The organism is Streptomyces sp. NPDC005963 (assembly GCF_040638655.1).
GTDB lineage: Bacteria > Actinomycetota > Actinomycetes > Streptomycetales > Streptomycetaceae > Streptomyces.
In genome coordinates this window covers 63,197-81,762 of record NZ_JBEXVD010000025.1, presented here as the reverse complement: position 1 = coordinate 81,762, position 18,566 = coordinate 63,197, and the positions used below count along the sequence as shown (strand labels likewise).

General features: G+C 71.1%; 16 protein-coding genes. 14 read left to right on the top strand and 2 right to left on the bottom strand.

Features of this window, described 5'->3' with window-relative positions:
* Window positions 1-4 precede the first annotated feature (4 nt).
* The gene (locus ABZ348_RS27345; protein WP_358937412.1) at window positions 5-787 is read left to right on the top strand and encodes a 3-oxoacyl-ACP reductase; all 783 of its coding nucleotides are present in this window, start codon (window positions 5-7) and stop codon (window positions 785-787) included.
* 24 nt (window positions 788-811) lie between these two features.
* On the opposite strand, the gene ABZ348_RS27340 is transcribed toward ABZ348_RS27345, so the two are convergent.
* A complete protein-coding gene (locus ABZ348_RS27340; protein ID WP_358937410.1) occupies window positions 812-2,014 on the bottom strand; it encodes an amino acid deaminase/aldolase in 1,203 nt (400 codons plus the stop codon).
* Window positions 2,015-2,211: 197 nt separating this feature from the next.
* Between ABZ348_RS27340 and ABZ348_RS27335 the strand changes: the two genes are divergently transcribed.
* The 3 genes from ABZ348_RS27335 to ABZ348_RS27325 all read left to right on the top strand — a co-directional run bounded on the left by ABZ348_RS27335 (window position 2,212) and on the right by ABZ348_RS27325 (window position 6,368).
* Entirely contained in the window at window positions 2,212-4,254 is a 2,043-nt protein-coding gene (locus ABZ348_RS27335; RefSeq protein ID WP_358937408.1) for a hypothetical protein, read from the top strand.
* Window positions 4,251-5,438, top strand: a complete 1,188-nt coding sequence (gene mycP, locus ABZ348_RS27330; protein ID WP_358937406.1) for a type VII secretion-associated serine protease mycosin — start codon at window positions 4,251-4,253, stop codon at window positions 5,436-5,438. Before ABZ348_RS27335 ends, mycP begins: the two co-directional genes overlap by 4 nt.
* 189 nt (window positions 5,439-5,627) lie before the next feature.
* Window positions 5,628-6,368 carry an SseB family protein gene (locus ABZ348_RS27325; protein ID WP_358937404.1) on the top strand — a complete coding sequence of 247 codons (741 nt, stop codon included), beginning with the start codon at window positions 5,628-5,630 and terminating at the stop codon, window positions 6,366-6,368.
* 22 nt (window positions 6,369-6,390) lie between these two features.
* On the opposite strand, the gene ABZ348_RS27320 is transcribed toward ABZ348_RS27325, so the two are convergent.
* Window positions 6,391-6,789, bottom strand: a complete 399-nt coding sequence (locus ABZ348_RS27320) for a DUF1844 domain-containing protein (protein WP_358937402.1) — start codon at window positions 6,787-6,789, stop codon at window positions 6,391-6,393.
* A 293-nt stretch (window positions 6,790-7,082) separates the two neighbouring features.
* Between ABZ348_RS27320 and infC the strand changes: the two genes are divergently transcribed.
* From infC to ABZ348_RS27270, 10 genes are all read left to right on the top strand, one after another.
* A complete protein-coding gene (gene infC / locus ABZ348_RS27315; protein WP_358937495.1) occupies window positions 7,083-7,799 on the top strand; it encodes a translation initiation factor IF-3 in 717 nt (238 codons plus the stop codon).
* A gap of 125 nt (window positions 7,800-7,924) precedes the next feature.
* Window positions 7,925-8,119 carry a 50S ribosomal protein L35 gene (gene rpmI, locus ABZ348_RS27310; RefSeq protein WP_250920741.1) on the top strand — a complete coding sequence of 65 codons (195 nt, stop codon included), beginning with the start codon at window positions 7,925-7,927 and terminating at the stop codon, window positions 8,117-8,119.
* 104 nt (window positions 8,120-8,223) lie between these two features.
* Window positions 8,224-8,610, top strand: coding sequence for a 50S ribosomal protein L20 (gene rplT, locus ABZ348_RS27305; RefSeq protein ID WP_125652405.1), 387 nt, complete (start codon window positions 8,224-8,226; stop codon window positions 8,608-8,610).
* A gap of 159 nt (window positions 8,611-8,769) precedes the next feature.
* Window positions 8,770-9,606 (top strand): RNA methyltransferase, encoded by an 837-nt coding sequence (locus ABZ348_RS27300; RefSeq protein ID WP_358937400.1) that lies wholly within the window; start codon window positions 8,770-8,772, stop codon window positions 9,604-9,606.
* A 115-nt stretch (window positions 9,607-9,721) separates the two neighbouring features.
* Entirely contained in the window at window positions 9,722-10,843 is a 1,122-nt protein-coding gene (locus ABZ348_RS27295; protein WP_358937398.1) for an ATP-binding protein, read from the top strand.
* A gap of 170 nt (window positions 10,844-11,013) precedes the next feature.
* Window positions 11,014-12,144, top strand: coding sequence for a phenylalanine--tRNA ligase subunit alpha (gene pheS, locus ABZ348_RS27290; RefSeq protein WP_358937493.1), 1,131 nt, complete (start codon window positions 11,014-11,016; stop codon window positions 12,142-12,144).
* Window positions 12,144-14,681: a phenylalanine--tRNA ligase subunit beta gene (gene pheT, locus ABZ348_RS27285; protein WP_358937396.1), complete on the top strand. Its 2,538-nt coding sequence runs from the start codon at window positions 12,144-12,146 to the stop codon at window positions 14,679-14,681. Before pheS ends, pheT begins: the two co-directional genes overlap by 1 nt.
* A 313-nt stretch (window positions 14,682-14,994) precedes the next feature.
* Window positions 14,995-16,155: a PP2C family protein-serine/threonine phosphatase gene (locus ABZ348_RS27280; protein ID WP_358937394.1), complete on the top strand. Its 1,161-nt coding sequence runs from the start codon at window positions 14,995-14,997 to the stop codon at window positions 16,153-16,155.
* Window positions 16,156-16,411: 256 nt separating this feature from the next.
* Window positions 16,412-17,752 carry a transcriptional regulator gene (locus tag ABZ348_RS27275; protein ID WP_358937392.1) on the top strand — a complete coding sequence of 447 codons (1,341 nt, stop codon included), beginning with the start codon at window positions 16,412-16,414 and terminating at the stop codon, window positions 17,750-17,752.
* Between the two features lie 247 nt (window positions 17,753-17,999).
* The gene (locus ABZ348_RS27270) at window positions 18,000-18,530 is read left to right on the top strand and encodes an NUDIX hydrolase (RefSeq protein WP_358878195.1); all 531 of its coding nucleotides are present in this window, start codon (window positions 18,000-18,002) and stop codon (window positions 18,528-18,530) included.
* The last annotated feature ends 36 nt before the right edge of the window (window positions 18,531-18,566 follow it).

The following is an 18,566-nucleotide window of genomic DNA, read 5'->3' as shown; positions in this document are numbered from 1 at the left end:
AGCCATGACCGAAACCCCCGTGTGCCGCCGTCTCGTCGGCCGTACCGCCGTCATCACCGGAGCGGGCAGCGGCATCGGTCTCGCCACCGCGCGCCGGCTCGCCTCCGAAGGCGCGCACGTCGTGTGCGGCGACATCGACGAGACGGCGGGCAAGGCCGCCGCCGAAGAGGTCGACGGCACCTTCGTACGCGTCGACGTCACCGACGCCGAGCAGGTGGAGGCGTTGTTCGCCACGGCGCACACCACCTACGGATCCGTCGACATCGCCTTCAACAACGCGGGCATCTCGCCCCCCGAGGACGACTCGATCCTCACCACCGGGATCGAGGCGTGGCGGCGCGTCCAGGACGTCAACCTGACGTCGGTCTACCTCTGCTGCAAGGCCGCCATCCCCTATATGCGGCGCCAGGGCCGGGGATCCATCATCAACACCGCATCCTTCGTGGCGTTGATGGGAGCGGCGACCTCCCAGATCTCCTACACCGCGTCCAAGGGCGGCGTCCTCGCCATGTCCCGCGAACTCGGCGTCCAGTTCGCCAGGGAAGGCATCCGGGTCAACGCGCTGTGCCCGGGTCCCGTCAACACCCCGCTCCTGCGGGAACTGTTCGCCAAGGACCCCGAACGGGCCGCGCGACGACTCGTCCACATCCCCGTCGGACGGTTCGCCGAGGCCCAGGAGATCGCCGCCGCCGTCGCCTTCCTGGCCAGCGACGACTCGTCCTTCGTCAACGCCACGGACTTCGTCGTCGACGGCGGCATCGCGGGCGCCTACGTCACCCCGCTCTGAACCGTCCCGGGCAGGGGCCGGCCCTCACAGGAAGGTCCGCCCCTCCCCGCGGTAGGTCGGCACCGTGCCGACGACCCGATCGCCCTCGATCAGATGCAACTCCGCGAAGCGCTCGCACAGCTCACCCGCCTTCGCGTGGCGGAACCACACCTTGTCGCCGATCAGCAGATCGTCGGCCGCCGCACCGAGCAGGGGAGTCTGCACCTCGCCCGCGCCCTCGCGGCCGTCGAAGCGCAACCCCGCCGGAAGATGGGGCACGGGCAGCCGATCAGGGCCGGCCGCACCGGACGCCGGATAGCCCCCGCCCAACACCGTCACCACGCCCACCCCCGGCCGCCGCACCACCGGAAGGGCGAACAGGGCGGCGGGCCGCCCCGAGAAGGACGAGTAGTCGTCGAACAGCCGCGGTAGATACAGCCCCGAACCGGCCGCGACCTCCGTCACCGCCGCCTCCGCCGCCGTGTGCTGGACGCTCCCCGTCCCACCGCCGTTGACGAACTCCAGATCCGGAGCCACTGCCCGCACCGCGCGCACCGCCTCCGCCCGGCGCACCGCCAGTTCGGCGCGGGAGACCCGCTGCATCATCGAAATCGCGTACGACAGCACAGGCCGGCCCTCGTACGCATCACCGACCCCGGCCACATGACCCTCGTACGCCATCAACCCCACCAGCCGAAACCCCGGGCGGCGCACCACCGAACGCGCCAAATCCGCCAATGCGGCGGGCCGGTTCAGCGGTGACCGGCGGGCCCCGATCCGTATCCGCCCGCCCAACAGCCGCAGCGCCGTGTCCAACTCCAGACAGACCCGGACCTCCTGTCGACCGCCGGCGCGCGCCGCGTCGATCAGATCCAACTGGGCCGGGTCGTCGACCATCACGGTCACCGCGGCGGCCAGCTTGGGGTCCGACGCCAACTCGGTGAACGCGGACCGGTCGACGGACGGATAGGCGAGGAGCACATCGTCGAACCCGGCCCGCGCCAACCACAGCGACTCGGCCAGAGTGAACGACATCACCCCGGCGAAACCGTCCCTGGCGAGCACCCGCTCCAGGAGCGCACGACAGCGCACGGACTTGCTCGCGACCCGGACCGGCTTGCCCTGCGCCCGCCGCACCAGATCGTCGGCGTTGGCGTCGAACGCATCGAGATCCACCACGGCGAGCGGTGCGTCGAAAGCGGTGGTGGCCCCGTCGAGACGGGCCCGGTCAGTAGCGCGGGATCTCATGGACAGAGCGTGCCAGAGCCTGTCAGAGGCGGCTACCTCTCGGTAGAGGGGATGTTCTGGGCAGATCCCCCCGGAGCCGCTGTGACGGTGCCGTGAGGAGGGTTCCAACCCGTAGAGTGACGCACAAGCCATGACCGACGCGCCGGCCTCCTGCAGCCTGCCCATCGGTGTTACGTGGAGGAGAAACGGGGGGCTCGATGAGTACGGAGGCGCAGCCCCCGTCCGTACCCGAAGACTCCTCGGCTGCTCCGGTCACCTCCCGCATCACCGACGCGTTGGTCCCGAAGGAGCAGGCACCCCGGGCGCTGCGCGCCTCCGGGATCACCGATCTTCTGCCGTCCGACGGACAGAGCCCCACGGACACCTCCGAACGACCGGAAAACGATCCTCCCCGATCCCGCCGAGCCCCCGACACTGGCTCCCCGCGGCCGTTTCGCATCCCCCTGCTCCCCGGACAGTCCGACGTCGACACCAGACGACTGCGCCAGGACCAGCCCCAGGGCCAGCCCCAGGACGGCGCACGAGTAGGCGCCGGCGCGTGCTCGTGCCCCGGCTGTGCCCCGGACGGAGCGGGACGCACCGCACCGGACGCACCGACCGCGCCCTGTACCTGCCCCGACTGTGACGCGGCAGCCGACCCGTACGCCGAACCACCACCCTGCGGCGTACGAGGCTGCACCTGCTCGCTGAACGGGCCCGCAGCCGCGCCGACTCCGTACTGCCCCGCAGGTGAACCGGGCTGTTTCTGCGCCTCCACCAGCCCGAACCCGACACCGACGCCGCCCCGGCCGCAGACGGCCCCGACCACCCCGCCCAGCGCTGCTGTCCCCACCCCGCCCAGCGCCAGTGGTCCCCGTCCTCCCCACACTGTGGTGCCCCTTCCCGCGGGCGAGGCCCCCGACGACCGTCCCGCGACCCGACCCGCGACGACCCCGCGCACCCCGGACGCCGCAGCGGCCCCCGACGTCGACACCCGACAGTTGCGTCGCGAGACCCCACCGGCCCCGACCCGGCCACCGCGGCAGGACCCCTCCACCGGAGAGTCGGGTACGACCACCGCCGCCCCCGAAAGCACCCCCGGCGGACCGTCCTCCGCGCACCCGGCCATACCGATGCCACCCGGCGCGCCACCCCGCCCCGCAGCGGCCCCCGTCGTCAAGGACCCCCGTACCCAACTGGTTTCCGACCAGCGGACGCCCCCCGCGGTTCGACCCCACACCGCAACACCCGACACCCCGCCCACCGCTCCCGACCGAACCGGTAGGAGCGGCAGCGGCACCAGCGACGACGACCGCCCTCTGGTGGCAGCCCACAGCGCCCCGCCGGTGGACGAACCCACCGCCAGACTCCGCCCCGTCCGCGATTCGCCCTCGCCCCACCCGTGGGACACGCCCGCACCCCGACACTCCGCACTCCCCGGCACGCCGTGGCCGCCGGCCGAGTCCCCCAGCGAGCGCACGGGCCAACTGCGCCCCCTCCGCGTCCGCCGACCGCTGCGCACGATCGGGGCACTCGCCTGCGTGGTGCTGGGACTCGGCCTGATCGGCGGAGCCGTCACCGGGAGTTGGCTCACCGAGGACTCCAGCGCCAACGCCGCCACCGACACCGGCTTCTCCGAAGCCCGGACCGTGTGGCACAGCGTCCCCGTGGACACGCTCTTCCCTCCCAAGGTGGACGGCAAGGGCGCCGGCCCGGGCAAGGCCGACCGGATCTGGTCCCGCGTGGCCGTCGCCCCCGACGGCAACTGCACCGCCGCACTCGATCCCCTCCTCGTCACCACCCTCCAACCCGTCGGCTGCGCCCGTGCCCTCCGCGCGACCTACACCGACGCCACGTCCAGTTACGTCACCACCGTCGGACTGGTCTTCACCGAGGGCGACAAGACCACCATGAAGGCGCTGAAGGCCCGATTCGGCAACGAGGGCCTCACCAAGAGGGCCGATCTGATGCCCCGCGCCTTCCCGGCCCCGGGCACGGCCGCCGCAGGCTTCGGCGACCGGCAGCGCGCCAGTTGGACCGTCACCGTCCTCACCCAGGTGCCCGTGATCGTCTATGCGGTCTCCGGATTCGCCGACGGGCGCACGGTCAACGATCCCGAGCCTGCGGCCGTCGCCCGGGTCGACCGCGGCAAGACGACCGCGGCCCAGGCCGGGCTCGGGCACGAGGCGGGCGGACTGGCGGACGGCATCGAGCGTGCCCTCATTCGCGCCCTCAGCACCGCAGCGGAGCCGCCGGAATGACCACCGCCCGTTCCCTCCGACGCCGCCGACAGCGGATCGCTGCCGTCCTGGCGACCACCGCCCTGGTGTTCCTGTCCTCAGCGCCCGCCCACGCGGACGGCATAAGGCCCCAACAGTGGGGCCTGGAGGCGCTGAACACGGACCACGCCTGGCGCACCACGAAGGGCGAGGGCGTCACGGTCGCCGTGCTGGACACGGGCGTGGACGACCGACACCCCGACCTGGAGGGCAACGTCCTGCCGGGCAAGGACTTCATCGGCTTCGGCGCCGGCCCAGGCGACCGTTCCTGGGCCCGCCACGGCACGGCGATGGCCGGCATCATCGCCGCCCACGGCCGCGGGCCCGAGGACCGGGACGGAGTCATGGGAATCGCCCCGAAGGCCAAGATCCTTCCCGTGCGCGTGATACTCGAAGGCACCGACCCCGCCCGCGGGAAGGCCCGCAGTTCGCGGGGTACCGCCCTCGCCCAGGGCATCCGCTGGGCGGCCGACCAGGGCGCCGACGTCATCAACCTCTCGCTCGGTGACGACAGCGAGTCGGCCCACGCCGAAGCCAGCGAGGACGCGGCCGTCCAGTACGCACTGGCCAAGGGCTCGGTCGTGGTGGCCTCCGCGGGCAACGGCGGGGAGAAGGGCGACCGCATCTCCTATCCGGCCGCCTATCCCGGAGTGATCGCCGTGACGGCCGTCGACCGCTTCGGCAGCCATGCCGCGTTCTCCACCCAACGCTGGTACGCCACGGTGAGCGCGCCCGGCGTGGACATCGTGATCCCCGATCCCGACCGCAAGTACTACGAGGGCTGGGGCACGAGCGCGGCTGCGGCCTTCGTCTCGGGAGCCGTCGCCCTCGTGCGCGCCGCCCACCCCGATCTGACGCCCGCACAGATCAAGAGGCTCATCGCGGACACCGCCCGGGACCGCCCCCAGGGCGGCCGGGACGATGCGCGGGGCAACGGCATGGTGGACCCAGCGGCGGCGATCGACCGCGCCAAGGGGATGCGGCCCAGGGACCCCAGACAGTCCACCGCCGGGTACGCCAAGAAGTACTTCGGCCCCGGCCCCCAACTCGACCAACCCGACCACGCACCGGTCGGATGGCTCGCGCCCCTCGCAGGCGGCGTCGGCGCACTCGTCCTGGTGGGCGCGGTGGTCCTGTGGCGTGCCGACCGCGACGAACTGGGCTGACGAGGTCGACCGGTCAGGGCCGCGCACCGCTTGTCTGACCTTCACCAGACTGGTCGAGGGGTAGTGGTGCTCATCGCCGTAGGCGCGGCCGGGCCACCGAGATGCGTACGGTCACCCCTGGAGCCTGGGTCGGGTTTGGGACGGGACCCTGGGGCACGGTGTCCCCCGGGGACGAACTAGGCTCGGCCCGTGGCGCTCAAGAACATCCCGGACCCCGGTTTCTCCGACGACGACGGCACCGCCGATCCGCGACTGGCTGCGGCGCTCGCCGCCTGGTCTGAGGACCGCACGGCGCAACAGCCGGTTTTGGAGGCGCTCGTGGGTGCGCGGCTGTTGGTTCCCGTCGTCGCGGTCCTCGGCGAGGTCGAGGTGGACGAGTCCGGACTCCGCCGGGAGAAGACCAGCGACATGGCGGTGCCCACACTCACTGCCGGTGATCGTCGGGCCCTGCCTGCCTTCACCTCCCTGGACTCCCTCGCGCGCTGGGACGCGCAGGCCCGCCCGGTCGCCGTCCCCCTGCACCAGGCGCTCCAGGCCGCAGCCCACGAGAAGGCCGACACACTGGTCCTCGATCTGGCCGGGCCGGTGCCTTTCCAACTGAGCGGTGCCGCGCTGCGGGCGCTCGCCGAAGGGCGCACTAGCGCCGATCCGCTCGATGACCCCGCGGTGCTCGATGCGCTGCGCAGGACGGTCGGCGCCGAGCCCGCCGTGCTCCGCGCCCAACTGGTGCGCGGTGGCGAGGGCGCCGACGGAACCCTGGCCCTGGTCCTGGCCGAGGGTACGGCGCAGGCCGCTGCCATACAGTCGATCGCCGAGGCGCTCGCGGGCCATGACGTGCTGAGGGCCCGCCTGGTGCACGGCCTCGACCTGGTGTTGCTGCCGGTCGGCGCCGCACCCGTGGGCGAGCCCCTGTTCGTGAGACCGGTCTGAAGACGGGACCGGTTTCCGCGGGTCAGCTGTAGACCGGACCGGTGTACTTCTCGCCGGGCCCCTTGCCGGGCTCGTCCGGTACGAGGGACTCCTCACGGAAGGCCAGCTGGAGGGACTTCAGTCCGTCCCGCAGGGGAGCGGCGTGGAACGAGCTGATCTCCGTGGTGCTGGCGTCCAGCAGGCCCGCGAGGGCGTGCACCAGCTTGCGGGCCTCGTCCAGGTCCTTGTGCTCGGTGCCGCCTTCGTCGGCGGCGAGGCCGAGCTTGACGGCGGCTGCGCTCATCAGGTTCACCGCGACCGTGACGATCACCTCGACGGCCGGGACCTCGGCGATGTCTCGGGTCAGGTCGTCGAAGTCGGGGGTCTGGCCAGCAGCCGCCGTGTGCTCGGGCTGCTCGGGGTGCGGTGTCGCGTCGCTCATGCCCCACACGATATGCCCCGCCAAGCCGGTGCCGACCCGGGCCGTCGGTTAGCTCCTCCCTCAAGGACCTGCTAACCTTGTGTGACGACCGGTTGGACACCTCTGTGTCCAGCCCACAAGTGGAGGCTCCGATCTCCCACCTGGCCGCTCTTCGGGCGGCGGGTCACCGGTCAGGCGGCGCCCATCGTTCCGTACGGACGATGGAAGTCGCCCGATGTGCGCCCCGCGGTAGATCGCGGCGGTGCTCCGGTATTCACGGAGCTACTGCCTGTGTCCCGTCCGGGGCATTTTTCGTGTTCTGGCTCGGTTGGTCTCACAACAGACGTTACGCGGCTGGCTGCCAGTCGGTCGCGTGGTGCTACCGAGGAGGATCCATCAGCGCCGAGCCCCGCATCAACGACCGGATTCGCGTTCCCGAAGTCAGGCTTGTCGGTCCGAGCGGCGAGCAGGTGGGCATCGTCCCGCTCGCCAAGGCCCTTGAGCTGGCTCAGGAGTACGACCTCGACCTGGTCGAGGTCGCGGCGAACGCCCGGCCGCCCGTGTGCAAGCTCATGGACTACGGGAAGTTCAAGTACGAGTCGGCCATGAAGGCCCGTGAGGCGCGCAAGAACCAGGCGCACACGGTCATCAAGGAGATGAAGCTCCGGCCGAAGATCGACCCGCACGACTACGACACCAAAAAGGGTCACGTCGTTCGGTTCCTCAAGCAGGGCGACAAGGTCAAGATCACGATCATGTTCCGTGGTCGTGAGCAGTCCCGCCCCGAGCTTGGCTTCCGCCTGCTTCAGCGTCTCGCTTCCGATGTCGAGGACCTCGGATTCATCGAGTCGAACCCGAAGCAGGACGGCCGGAACATGATCATGGTTCTTGGCCCGCACAAGAAGAAGACCGAGGCCATGGCCGAGGCGCGTGAGGCCCAGGCCGCACGCAAGGCCGACCGCACCGGTGCGAAGGTCCAGGCTGAGGACGAGCCTGCCGACGCACCTGTCGAGACGCCCTCCGAGTCGTGACCGAAGGGGCAGCCGCTCGCCGGCGCCCCGGGTCCCGCCCGGAACCAGTAACCAAGATCTGACGCTCCCGCGTGCCGGTGTCCCCGTGCACCGGGGGAGCGCCACTGACGAGGAGATACGGCGCTATGCCGAAGAACAAGACGCACAGCGGTTCCAAGAAGCGCTTCAAGATCACCGGCACCGGCAAGGTGCTCCGTGAGCGCGCCGGCAAGCGCCACCTGCTTGAGCACAAGCCGTCCACGCTGACGCGTCGCCTCTCGGGCAACGCGGAGATGGCTCCGGGCGACGCCAAGAAGATCAAGAAGCTTCTCGGCAAGTGACGTTCCGCCTCCGGTGACGGAGGCCGAGGGACGTCAGGACCGGGACCCAATCGAATTCGGGTCGTGTGAAGAACCACCACGACCCCGCTACAAGGAGTTAACAAGTGGCACGCGTCAAGCGGGCAGTCAACGCCCACAAGAAGCGCCGGGCAATCCTCGAGGCAGCCAGCGGTTACCGCGGTCAGCGTTCGCGCCTCTACCGCAAGGCCAAGGAGCAGGTCACCCACTCCCTGGTCTACAACTACAACGACCGCAAGAAGCGCAAGGGCGACTTCCGTCAGCTGTGGATCCAGCGGATCAACGCCGCTGCCCGCCAGAACGGCATGACGTACAACCGCCTCATCCAGGGTCTGAAGGCCGCCAACATCGAGGTGGACCGCAAGATCCTGGCCGAGCTCGCCGTGAACGACGCCAACGCGTTCGCCGCGCTCGTCGAGGTGGCGCAGAAGGCCCTCCCGGCCGACGTCAACGCGCCGAAGGCCGCTGCCTAAGCGCTGCGCCCCGGTTGATGCATCGGACCCGTAGGCCCTCGTGGTCTACGGGTCCGAGTGCGTCAGGGCGCCCTGCACCGCCGTGCGTGCCCACCCGCCGTGGGCCCGGCCCGCCCGCACCCCGTAGACGAACCCTCACCCGTAGACGAAAGCGAGTCCATGCCCGCCCCCGAGTTGATCTCACCCCGCTCCACCCGGGTCGCAGCCGCGCGACGGCTCGCGAAGCGGAACTTCCGCGGCAAGGACAGACTCTTCCTCGCCGAGGGGCCCCAGGCCGTGCGGGAAGCAGCCGGGCACCGCAGGGACGGCGTCGCCACGCTCAGCGAACTGTTCACCACGCCGGAGGCGGCGGAGCGGTACGCGGACATCATCGACGCGGCCACGGTCGCGGGCGCCCGCATCCACCTGGCGAGCGAGGACGTCATCGCCGACATCTCGACGACCGTCACCCCGCAGGGGCTGGTGGGCGTCTGCCGATTCGTGGACTCGCCCTTCGACGAGATCGTGCGCAGCCGTCCGAGACTCGTCGCGGTGCTCGCCCACGTCCGCGACCCCGGGAACGCCGGTACCGTCCTGCGCTGCGCGGACGCCGCCGGAGCCGATGCCGTCGTCTTCACCGACGCCTCCGTGGACCTGTACAACCCGAAGGCCGTCCGTGCCTCCGTCGGCTCGCACTTCCACCTGCCCGTCGCGGTCGGCGTCCCCGTTGAGACCGCCATCGAGCGGCTCAAGGAGGCGGGCGTACGGGTGGTGGCCGCAGACGGCGCGGGCGAGGACGACCTCGACGACGCGCTCGACGCGGGGACCATGGGAGGCCCCACGGCCTGGGTCTTCGGCAACGAGGCATGGGGGCTCCCCGAGGAGACCCGCGCCCTCGCGGACGCCGTGGTCAGGGTCCCGATCCACGGAAAGGCAGAAAGTCTGAACCTGGCGACCGCCGCAGCCGTATGCCTCTATGCCTCTGCGCGCGCCCAGCGCACCGGGGGCGCACGATGACATGCGGTACTCACCTCCGGGGGAGTACCGCTCAGGGGCTCCGCACGGTCTCGTCCAGCTAGTAGGGTGACGGGCTCGGGGGCCCACTGTGTTGGCGGAGAGGTGGGGTACGGGGATGGTTGTCGGGACGAGCGGGCCCGCGAAGACACACGGACTATCGGTGCGCCCTCCGGCCGATTGCGAGGTCTTCGGCATCGACCCCGACGATCTGCCCGACGGCCTCGTCGTGGCCGACGAAACCGGCCGGGTGATCTGCTTCAACAAGGCCGCCGTCCGCATCACCGCCGTCGCCCAGGACGAAGCCATCGGCCGGTCCCTGGAAACCGCCCTGCCGCTGGAGGACCTCAAGGGACGCCGCTGGTGGACCCTGACCGACCCCTACGGCGGCCTCGCCACCCGCGTGGGACAGCCGGAGCGCAATCTGCTGCTGCCCGGCGGGCGCGAGGTCCTGGTCTCCGCCCGCTACGTACGAGAGTTCCCCACCGGTCCGCTGCGCCGACTGGTGGTCAGCCTGCGCGGTACCGAGGCGCGCCGTCGCACCGAGCGCAGCCATGCGGAACTGATCGCCACCGTCGCCCATGAACTGCGCTCCCCCCTGACCTCCGTCAAGGGCTTCACGGCCACGCTGCTGGCCAAGTGGGAACGGTTCACCGACGACCAGAAGCGGCTGATGCTGGAGACCGTCGACGCCGACGCCAACCGGGTCACCCGACTGATCGCCGAACTCCTCGACATCTCCCGCATCGACTCCGGCCGGCTCGAAGTGCGCCGTCAGCCCGTCGACGTGGCCACCGCCGTCGGCCGTCACGTCCAGGCCCACATAGCCAGCGGTCAGAGCCCGGACCGGTTCTTCGTCCGGATCGCCAGGGAACTGCCCGATCTGTGGGCCGATCCCGACAAGATCGACCAGGTGCTCGGCAACCTGCTGGAAAACGCGGTGCGCCACGGCGCCGGAACCGTCACCATCGAGGTGGCGCCGGCATCGGCGACGGACGACGAGAAGGGCACGGCAGTCACCGTGAGCGACGAAGGCCCCGGCATCCCCGAGGAGTCGATGGGCCGTGTCTTCACCCGCTTCTGGCGGGGGAGCAAACGCGGTGGCACCGGCCTCGGCCTCTACATCGTCAAGGGCATCGTCGAGGCTCACGGCGGGACCATCACGGTCGGCCGGGGGCCCGGCGGCGGCGCCGAGTTCCGATTTATCCTGCCCGTCGGCGCCCCGGCCTATCTGGCCTGAGGCCCCCGCGGGCCATCGCAGAGCGAGTCGGACCCGCCGGTCATCCGGCCCGCGGGCCGTCCCCCGGAACAGCAACCGTCCGCGACCTTTAGACTCGACCCTTGGCACGTTTACGTCCCAGTCGTCGAGTGGGGGCCGCGGCCACCAGCCAATCGGAAACACGGGAAGAGATGTCGGCACCCAACAAGTCGTACGACCCAGTCGAGGTCGAGGCACTGAAACCGGAAGTCATCGAGCGCATGCGGGACGAGGCGCTCGCCGCCTTCGCCGCCGCCGGCGACCTCGACGCACTCGCCCACGCGAAGGTCGCGCACACCGGCGGGACCTCGCCGCTCGCGCTCGCCAACCGTGAGATCGGCGCCCTCCCGCCGCAGGCGAAGGCCGAGGCCGGAAAGCGCGTGGGCCAGGCCCGCGGCGCCGTCAACAAAGCGCTCGCCGTCCGCCAGGTCGAGCTGGAGGCCGAGCGGGACGCCCGGGTCCTGGTGGAGGAGGCGGTCGACGTCACCCTGCCCCACGACCGGGTTCCGGCCGGCGCGCGCCACCCGCTGACCACCCTGTCCGAGCGCATCGAGGACGTCTTCGTGGCCATGGGCTACGAGGTCGCCGAGGGCCCCCAGGCCGAGGCCGAGTGGTTCAACTTCGACGCGCTCAACATCGGTCCCGACCACCCGGCCCGCGGTGAGGCCGACACCTTCTTCGTCGAGGGACCCCAGGGCGACGCAGGCACGGGCACGGGCGTGGTGCTGCGCACCCACACCTCTCCCGTACAGATCCGTTCGCTGCTGGATCGCGAACCCCCCGTCTACGTGGTCTGCCCGGGCCGGGTGTACCGCACCGACGAGCTCGACGCGACCCACACTCCGGTCTTCCACCAGGTCGAACTGCTCGCGGTCGACGAGGGCCTGACCATGGCCGACCTCAAGGGCACGCTGGACCACATGGTCCAGGCGCTGTTCGGCGGCGAGGGTATGAAGACCCGGCTACGGCCGAACTTCTTCCCGTTCACCGAGCCGTCGGCCGAGATGGACATGGTCTGTTACGTCTGCCGCGGCGAGTCCGTCGGCAACCCGGACCGCCCCTGTCGCACCTGCTCCAGCGAGGGCTGGATCGAGCTGGGCGGCTGCGGGATGGTCAACCCGAAGGTGCTCGTCGCCTGCGGTGTGGACCCGGAGAAGTACAGCGGATTCGCCTTCGGGTTCGGCATCGAACGGATGCTGATGTTCCGCCACAACGTCGAAGACATGCGAGACATGGTCGAGGGTGACGTCCGGTTCACTCGGCCGTTCGGGATGGAGATCTGATGCGGGTCCCGCTTTCCTGGTTGCGGGAGTACGTCGACCTGCCGGCGAGCACCACCGGCCGTGACGTACAGGCGAAGCTGATCGCCGCCGGCCTTGAGGTCGAGAGCGTCGAGCAGCTCGGCGCCGGCCTCACCGGCCCGCTGGCCGTCGGTCGGGTCCACGCCATCGAGGAACTGACCGAGTTCAAGAAGCCCATCCGCCACTGTCTGGTGGACGTCGGCCGGGCCAACGGCACGGGTGAACTCCAAGAGATCATCTGCGGCGCCCGGAACTTCGCGGTCGGCGACAAGGTCGTCGTCGCCCTCCCCGGCGCCGTACTCCCCGGCGACTTCCGGATCGCCGAGCGCAAGACGTACGGCCGGATGTCCCGCGGCATGATCTGCTCCGCCGACGAACTCGGCATGGGCGACGACGGCACCCACGGCATCGTCGTCCTGCCGCCCGAGTTCGAGCCCGGCATCGACGCCACCGCACTGCTGGAGCTGTACGACGAGGTCCTCGACATCGCCGTCACCCCGGACCGCGGCTACTGCCTCTCCCTGCGCGGTGTCGCCCGTGAGGCGGCCATCGCCTACGGGCTGCCCCTGCGTGACCCGGCGCTGCTCGACGTCCCCGGGCCGAACGCCCAGGGCTACCCCGTGCACGTCGCCGACCCCGTTGGTTGCGACCGCTTCACCGCGCGCACCGTCACCGGCCTCGACCCCGACGCCCGGTCCCCGATCTGGCTGAAGCGCCGCCTCCAGAAGGCGGGCATGCGTCCCATCTCGCTCGCCGTCGACATCACCAACTACGTGATGCTGGAGCTCGGCCAGCCGCTGCACGCCTATGACCGCGCGCTGGTCGAAGGTGCCATCGGAGTCCGTCGCGCCGAGGCGGGCGAGAAGTTCACCACGCTCGACGGGGTCCACCGCGTTTTGGACGCCGACGACCTGGTGATCATCGACGACCGCGGCCCCATCGGCCTCGCGGGCGTCATGGGCGGCGCCAACACGGAGATCGCCGACCACGCGGATCACGTAGACCCTGCCGACGGCACGGTCGCGCGCCGCACCACCGAGATCGTGATCGAGGCCGCGCACTTCGACCCGGTCGCCATCGCCCGCACCGCACGCCGCCACAAGCTCTCCTCCGAGGCGTCGCGACGGTTCGAACGCGGAGTGGACCCGCTGGCCGGGGCCGCCGCCGCACAGCGCACTGTCGATCTGCTGGTCCTCCTCGGCTCCGGCACCGCCGAAGCCGGCGTCACCCAGGTGATCTCCCCGTCCGCACCGCGCACGATCTCCATGCGCGCCGACCACCCCGACCGGGTGGCCGGCATGGAGTACGGCCGGGAGATCGTCGTACGCCGCCTCCAGGAAGTCGGCTGCGACGTCTACGGGCAGGACGAACTGGTCGTCACCGTCCCGTCCTGGCGTCCCGACCTCGCCGCACCCAACGACCTCGCCGAAGAGGTCATCCGCCTCCAGGGGTACGAGAACCTCCCCTCCACCCTCCCGAGGCCCACGTCCGGCCGCGGTCTCACCGACCGCCAGCGGCTCACCCGCCGCATCGGCCGTGCGCTGGCCGGAGCGGGGTACGTGGAGGCGCTGAACTACCCCTTCATCGGTGCACAGGTCCTCGACCAGCTCGACCTGCCGGCGAACGACCCGGCGCGGGAGTTGGTGAAGCTGGTCAACCCGCTCTCCGACGAAGAACCCGCACTGCGCACCACACTGCTGCCCGGGCTGCTCGGGGCGCTGCGCCGCAACGACGGGCGTGGTAGCCACGACCTGGCGCTGTTCGAGACCGGTGTGGTCTTCCACCCGGCCGCAGGGCCGCGGACGACCGCTCCGCTGCCCGTCGACCGCCGGCCGACCGATGCGGAGATCGCCGCGCTCGACGCCGCACTGCCCGTGCAGCCGCGGCACGCCGCCGTGGTGCTGGCGGGCGCCCGCGAACAGGCGGGCTGGTGGGGTCAGGGCCGTCCGGCCAGCTGGGCGGACGCCGTACAGGCCGCCCGGCTGCTGGCCGCGGAGGCCGGTGCCGAACTCGTCGTTGAGCAGGCGCAGTACGGGCCGTGGCACCCCGGCCGGTGCGCCGGACTGTTCGTGGCCGTCGACGGGGTGAAGACCTCCGTCGGACACGCCGGTGAACTCCACCCCCGGGTCGTCAAGGCGCTGGGGCTGCCCGCCCGCACCTGTGCCATGGAACTCGACCTGGACCTGGTGGAGCGCGCCGGAGAAGGAGTGCTGGTCGCGCCCCGGATCTCCACGTTCCCGGTTGCCACCCAGGACGTGGCGCTCGTCGTCGACCAGGAGGTGCCGGCCTCGGCCGTGGAGCACTTCCTGACCCTCGGTGCGGGCGAACTGCTCGAATCCATCCGGCTGTTCGACGTCTACACCGGCGACCAGATCGCAGCGGGCAAGAAGTCCCTGGCGTACGCGCTGCGCTTCCGGGCCGCCGACCGCACGCTGACGGTGGAGGAGGCTTCCGCCGCACGGGACACAGCGGTGGCGAGCGCGACTGAGCACACGGGGGCGGTGCTCCGCGGGGCCTGATGGCTCCGTCCGCTCCTCGGGGGCGCATCCGGTCATCCGGGTGCGCCCCCTTCGTCTGTCGAGGTGAAACCCCCAGTCTCACCCGTTCGGGTGAGAAGGAAGGGCGGAGTTCTCGTTTTTCCCGCCGCTCACGCGCCGTTCCGCCACGATCGACGGAATCACCGGGCGGCAGGGCTGCCGTCGGTGGGATCGTCCCGGCCGATCGGGCGGCCGGTGCGCCGGACCGGGCCTTCTGAGGGGGACCATCGGCATGATCCGCATCAGGTCTTCACCACTCGTTCCGACCGTGGTCCGGACGAGAACGGTTCAGCTGATGAGTGGGTGTCCGCGCCCGCGGTGGTGGGGCGGTGCGGGTCGTCGGCGAGACGTCGACCGGCATCGGGGCGGTGGGGCGCGCCGACCCCGCAGCGGCCGTGGACCGGACCGGCGATCCCACACCCCCCTGACGCTCGCGGTCATCTGCGGTGCGTTGGCGCTGGTGTGGCGGGTTGTGCCGCCCGGCCATCCCGAGGGAGTCGGCGAGCGGATCGTTGAGGGGACTGTCCTGCTGACCGTCGGCGTGGGGCTGGTGCTGGGCGTCCGACGCCACCTCGGCCGAGAGCTCGGACGGGTTCGGGCCGTCGCCCACGCCGTCCAGCGCGCACTCCTGCGGCCCTTACCCGCAGAACTCGACGGTTTGACGATCGCCACCGGCCAGCGTTCGGCCACCCGCGGGGCGACCATCGGCGGTGATCTCTACGAGGCGGCGGCCACGCCGTACGGAGTGCGGATGATCATCGGAGACGTCCGCGGCCACGGCCTGCCCGCGATTGGCGCGGTCGCCGCCGTCCTCGGCAGCTTTCGCGAGGCCGTGCACGACGAGCCCGAACTCCTCGGCGTCCTGCGCCGGCTGGAGCGCTCCGTCCAGCGACATCTGCACGAGCAGGCGCGTACGGAACCGGGCCCCGACGGGCCGGACGGGCCTGCGGCGGAGGAGTTCGTCACCGTACTGCTCGTGGAGATCGCCGGTGACGGCACGCTGACGGCGCTTAACTGTGGTCACCCCTGGCCCTATCGGCTCGGGCCCGAGGTGCGGCCGTTGTCCGGGGGAGAGCCGTTGCCTCCGCTCGGCGCCTTCCCGCTGCCGGCGGCCCCTCCGGTGTGGCACGGCGAACCGCTGCTGCCCGGTGAAGTCCTCTTCCTCCACACCGACGGCGCGACCGACGCCCGGAACACCACGGGCGCCTTCTTCGACCTGGAGGCGTACTTGCGGCGGGCGGCCCGTGACGGGCCCCCGGCGCCGGCAGCCTTGGTGGCCGGTGTCCATGCGCAGTTGTTGGAACACACTCGGGGGCGGATCGGCGACGACACGGCTCTGTTGGCCCTCCGCAATGACCGCCCGCGGGCGGCGCCGGATGGGGAAGCACTGCACCGTCCCCGCGGGGAGTCCGCCCCTCAGCCGGAGGCCCTGGATCCGCTGGGCTTGGGCCGCTGACGGCCGATGCGGCCGGCGTCGTCCGCCCCGCCGCGGAGTGTCGGGCAGAAGGCGAAGCGGACGACGCGATCGAGGACCACCGCACTGTACGAGGGGGAGCCCGGTGGTCCGGCCGCCTCTTTGAGAGGCAACTCAGTCAACAACCGCTCCGAGTGGTGCGGCAGAGCGCGCGCGCCACCGGTCGGGACATTGTGTTCACACCCCGTGTGAATCCGTCGTCCACTACGCTGGGCCCACTGAGCCTCCGGAGGGCCCCATGCAGCCCAACACCCTGCTCGATGCCTTGCTGGACGAGGCTGGTTTCTCCCACGCCGGCCTCGCCGCCCGGGTGAACCGGGCCGGTCGGGCCAAGGGGTTGTCACTCCGGTACGAACACACCGCCGTGGCCCGCTGGCTCAAGGGCCAGCGTCCTAGGGGCCAGGTGCCCGACCTGATCTGCGAGGTCCTCGCCGAGCGGCTGAACCGTGCCCTGGCGCTCGGCGACATCGGGCTCGGTGTGAGCGGACAGGGGGCCGGGGAGGCCGGCTCTCCGCTCTCCGGTTTCGTGGAGCGGGCCACCGCACTGTGGCGCTCCGACGAACAACAGCGGCGACACATCATCGAGGCACCCGCCGTCACGGGCACATCGGCCGTGATGCCCGTCTGGGAGTGGGAGAACCCGCCGGAGGACACCGATGTCTCGCGGGCCGGTCCCAGGAGCGTCTCGCCCGCCGACATTGTGACCCTGCGAGCGGCGCGCACGCACTACGAGTTGATGTACCGCAAGGCCGGCGGCATGGCGACCCGGGCGCGGATCGTCGGCTTCCTCACCACCGCGACGGCACCGCTGCTGCGCGGTTCGTACGGTGACGAACTGGGCCGACAACTGCACCGGGCCACCGGCGGACTGGTCGCCATAGCCGGCATCTGCGCCTATGACTCCGATGCCCACGGGCTGGCCCAACGCTACTTCCACCAGGCGTTGAGACTGGCCAAGGCGAGCGGTGATCGAGGGCTCGGCGCCTATGTGATCGCCCTGCTGGTCAATCAGTCCCTCCTGTTGGGCGAGTACCGACAGGCGGTGGCCTTCGCCGAGGCCGCGCTACGGGCCGCGGGTGCGCAGATCACACCGGCCCTCGCGTCCGACCTCCATGCCACGCAGGCCAAGGCGTACGCGCACCTCGACGACCGTGCGGGCGCGCTGCGGTGCATCGGCCGTGCGGAGCAGGAGGCCGCGCGCATCCACTCGGCGAGCGAGCCCGAGGAGACCGGCTACGTCCAGCCGGGTCTGATCAATGTGCAGGCCGCGGAGGTGCTGCTCAGCCTTGGCGAGTTGTCGGCGGCCCATGACCACGCGGCGGCTGCTGTGGGCTCTCCGGCGCACGATCGGGGCCGGGTCCATCGACTGGCGATGCTCTGCCAGATCGAACTCTGTCGCGGCGAGGCGGACCGGGCGGCACAGACGGCGGTGGAGATGGCGGAGCGGGCCCGGGGGATGGAGTCCCGGCGGTTGCGCGGTCGACTGCGGCTGGTGCGCGAGCAGTTGGTGGCCAGCCGCTCGGTCAGGGCCGAGGATGCCGCGGAACGCATCGACAGTGCCTTGCGCGTGCCCCTGTAGGGCGTACGGACGACGATCGTGCCCGGGGGCTGCGGTTCGGCCGGCAGCGCGGACGCGTACGACCGTCTCCGACCACCCCGGACGCGTACGACCGTCTCCGACCACCCCGGACCGCTCGGTGTCCGGCTGTCGCATCCGATGTCCGGAAGCGCACGTTCCTATCCGGCCCACTCTTCGATCCGATCCCCCTGGGGGCGCTGCGCCTGCTGCGATGTTGCCATCGACTGGTCGAAAGGCGGCACGAGACGTGCAGTGGATGAACTTAAACGAACAAACTGTGTATCAAAATCGCTGGTTCACCGTGAACCTCGCGGACGTCGAGCTTCCCGACGGCCGACATCTGGACCACTTCCTGATCAGGATGCGTCCCGTCGCCATCGCCACGGCGGTCAACACCGCGAACGAGGTCCTGATGCTCTGGCGCCACCGGTTCATCACCGACAGCTGGGGTTGGGAGCTGGCCGCGGGCGTCGTCGAGGACGGTGAGGACATCGAGAGCGCCGCGGCACGGGAGATGGAGGAGGAGACGGGCTGGCGGCCCGGTCCGCTGCGCCCGCTGATGACCGTGGAGCCGTCCAACGGCCTCACCGACTCCCGACACCACCTCTACTGGGCCGACAGCGCCACCTACATCGGCCATCCCCAGGACGACTTCGAATCGTCCCGCCGCGAGTGGGTGCCCCTGAAGGGGGTGCCGGACATGATCGCCCGGGGTGAGGTCCCGGCCGCCAACATGGCGGCCGGGCTGCTGATGCTCCATCAACTACGGCTGGGCTGAGCCACCTCGGGGGTCGGGGCGTCGAGGGCGGGGCGG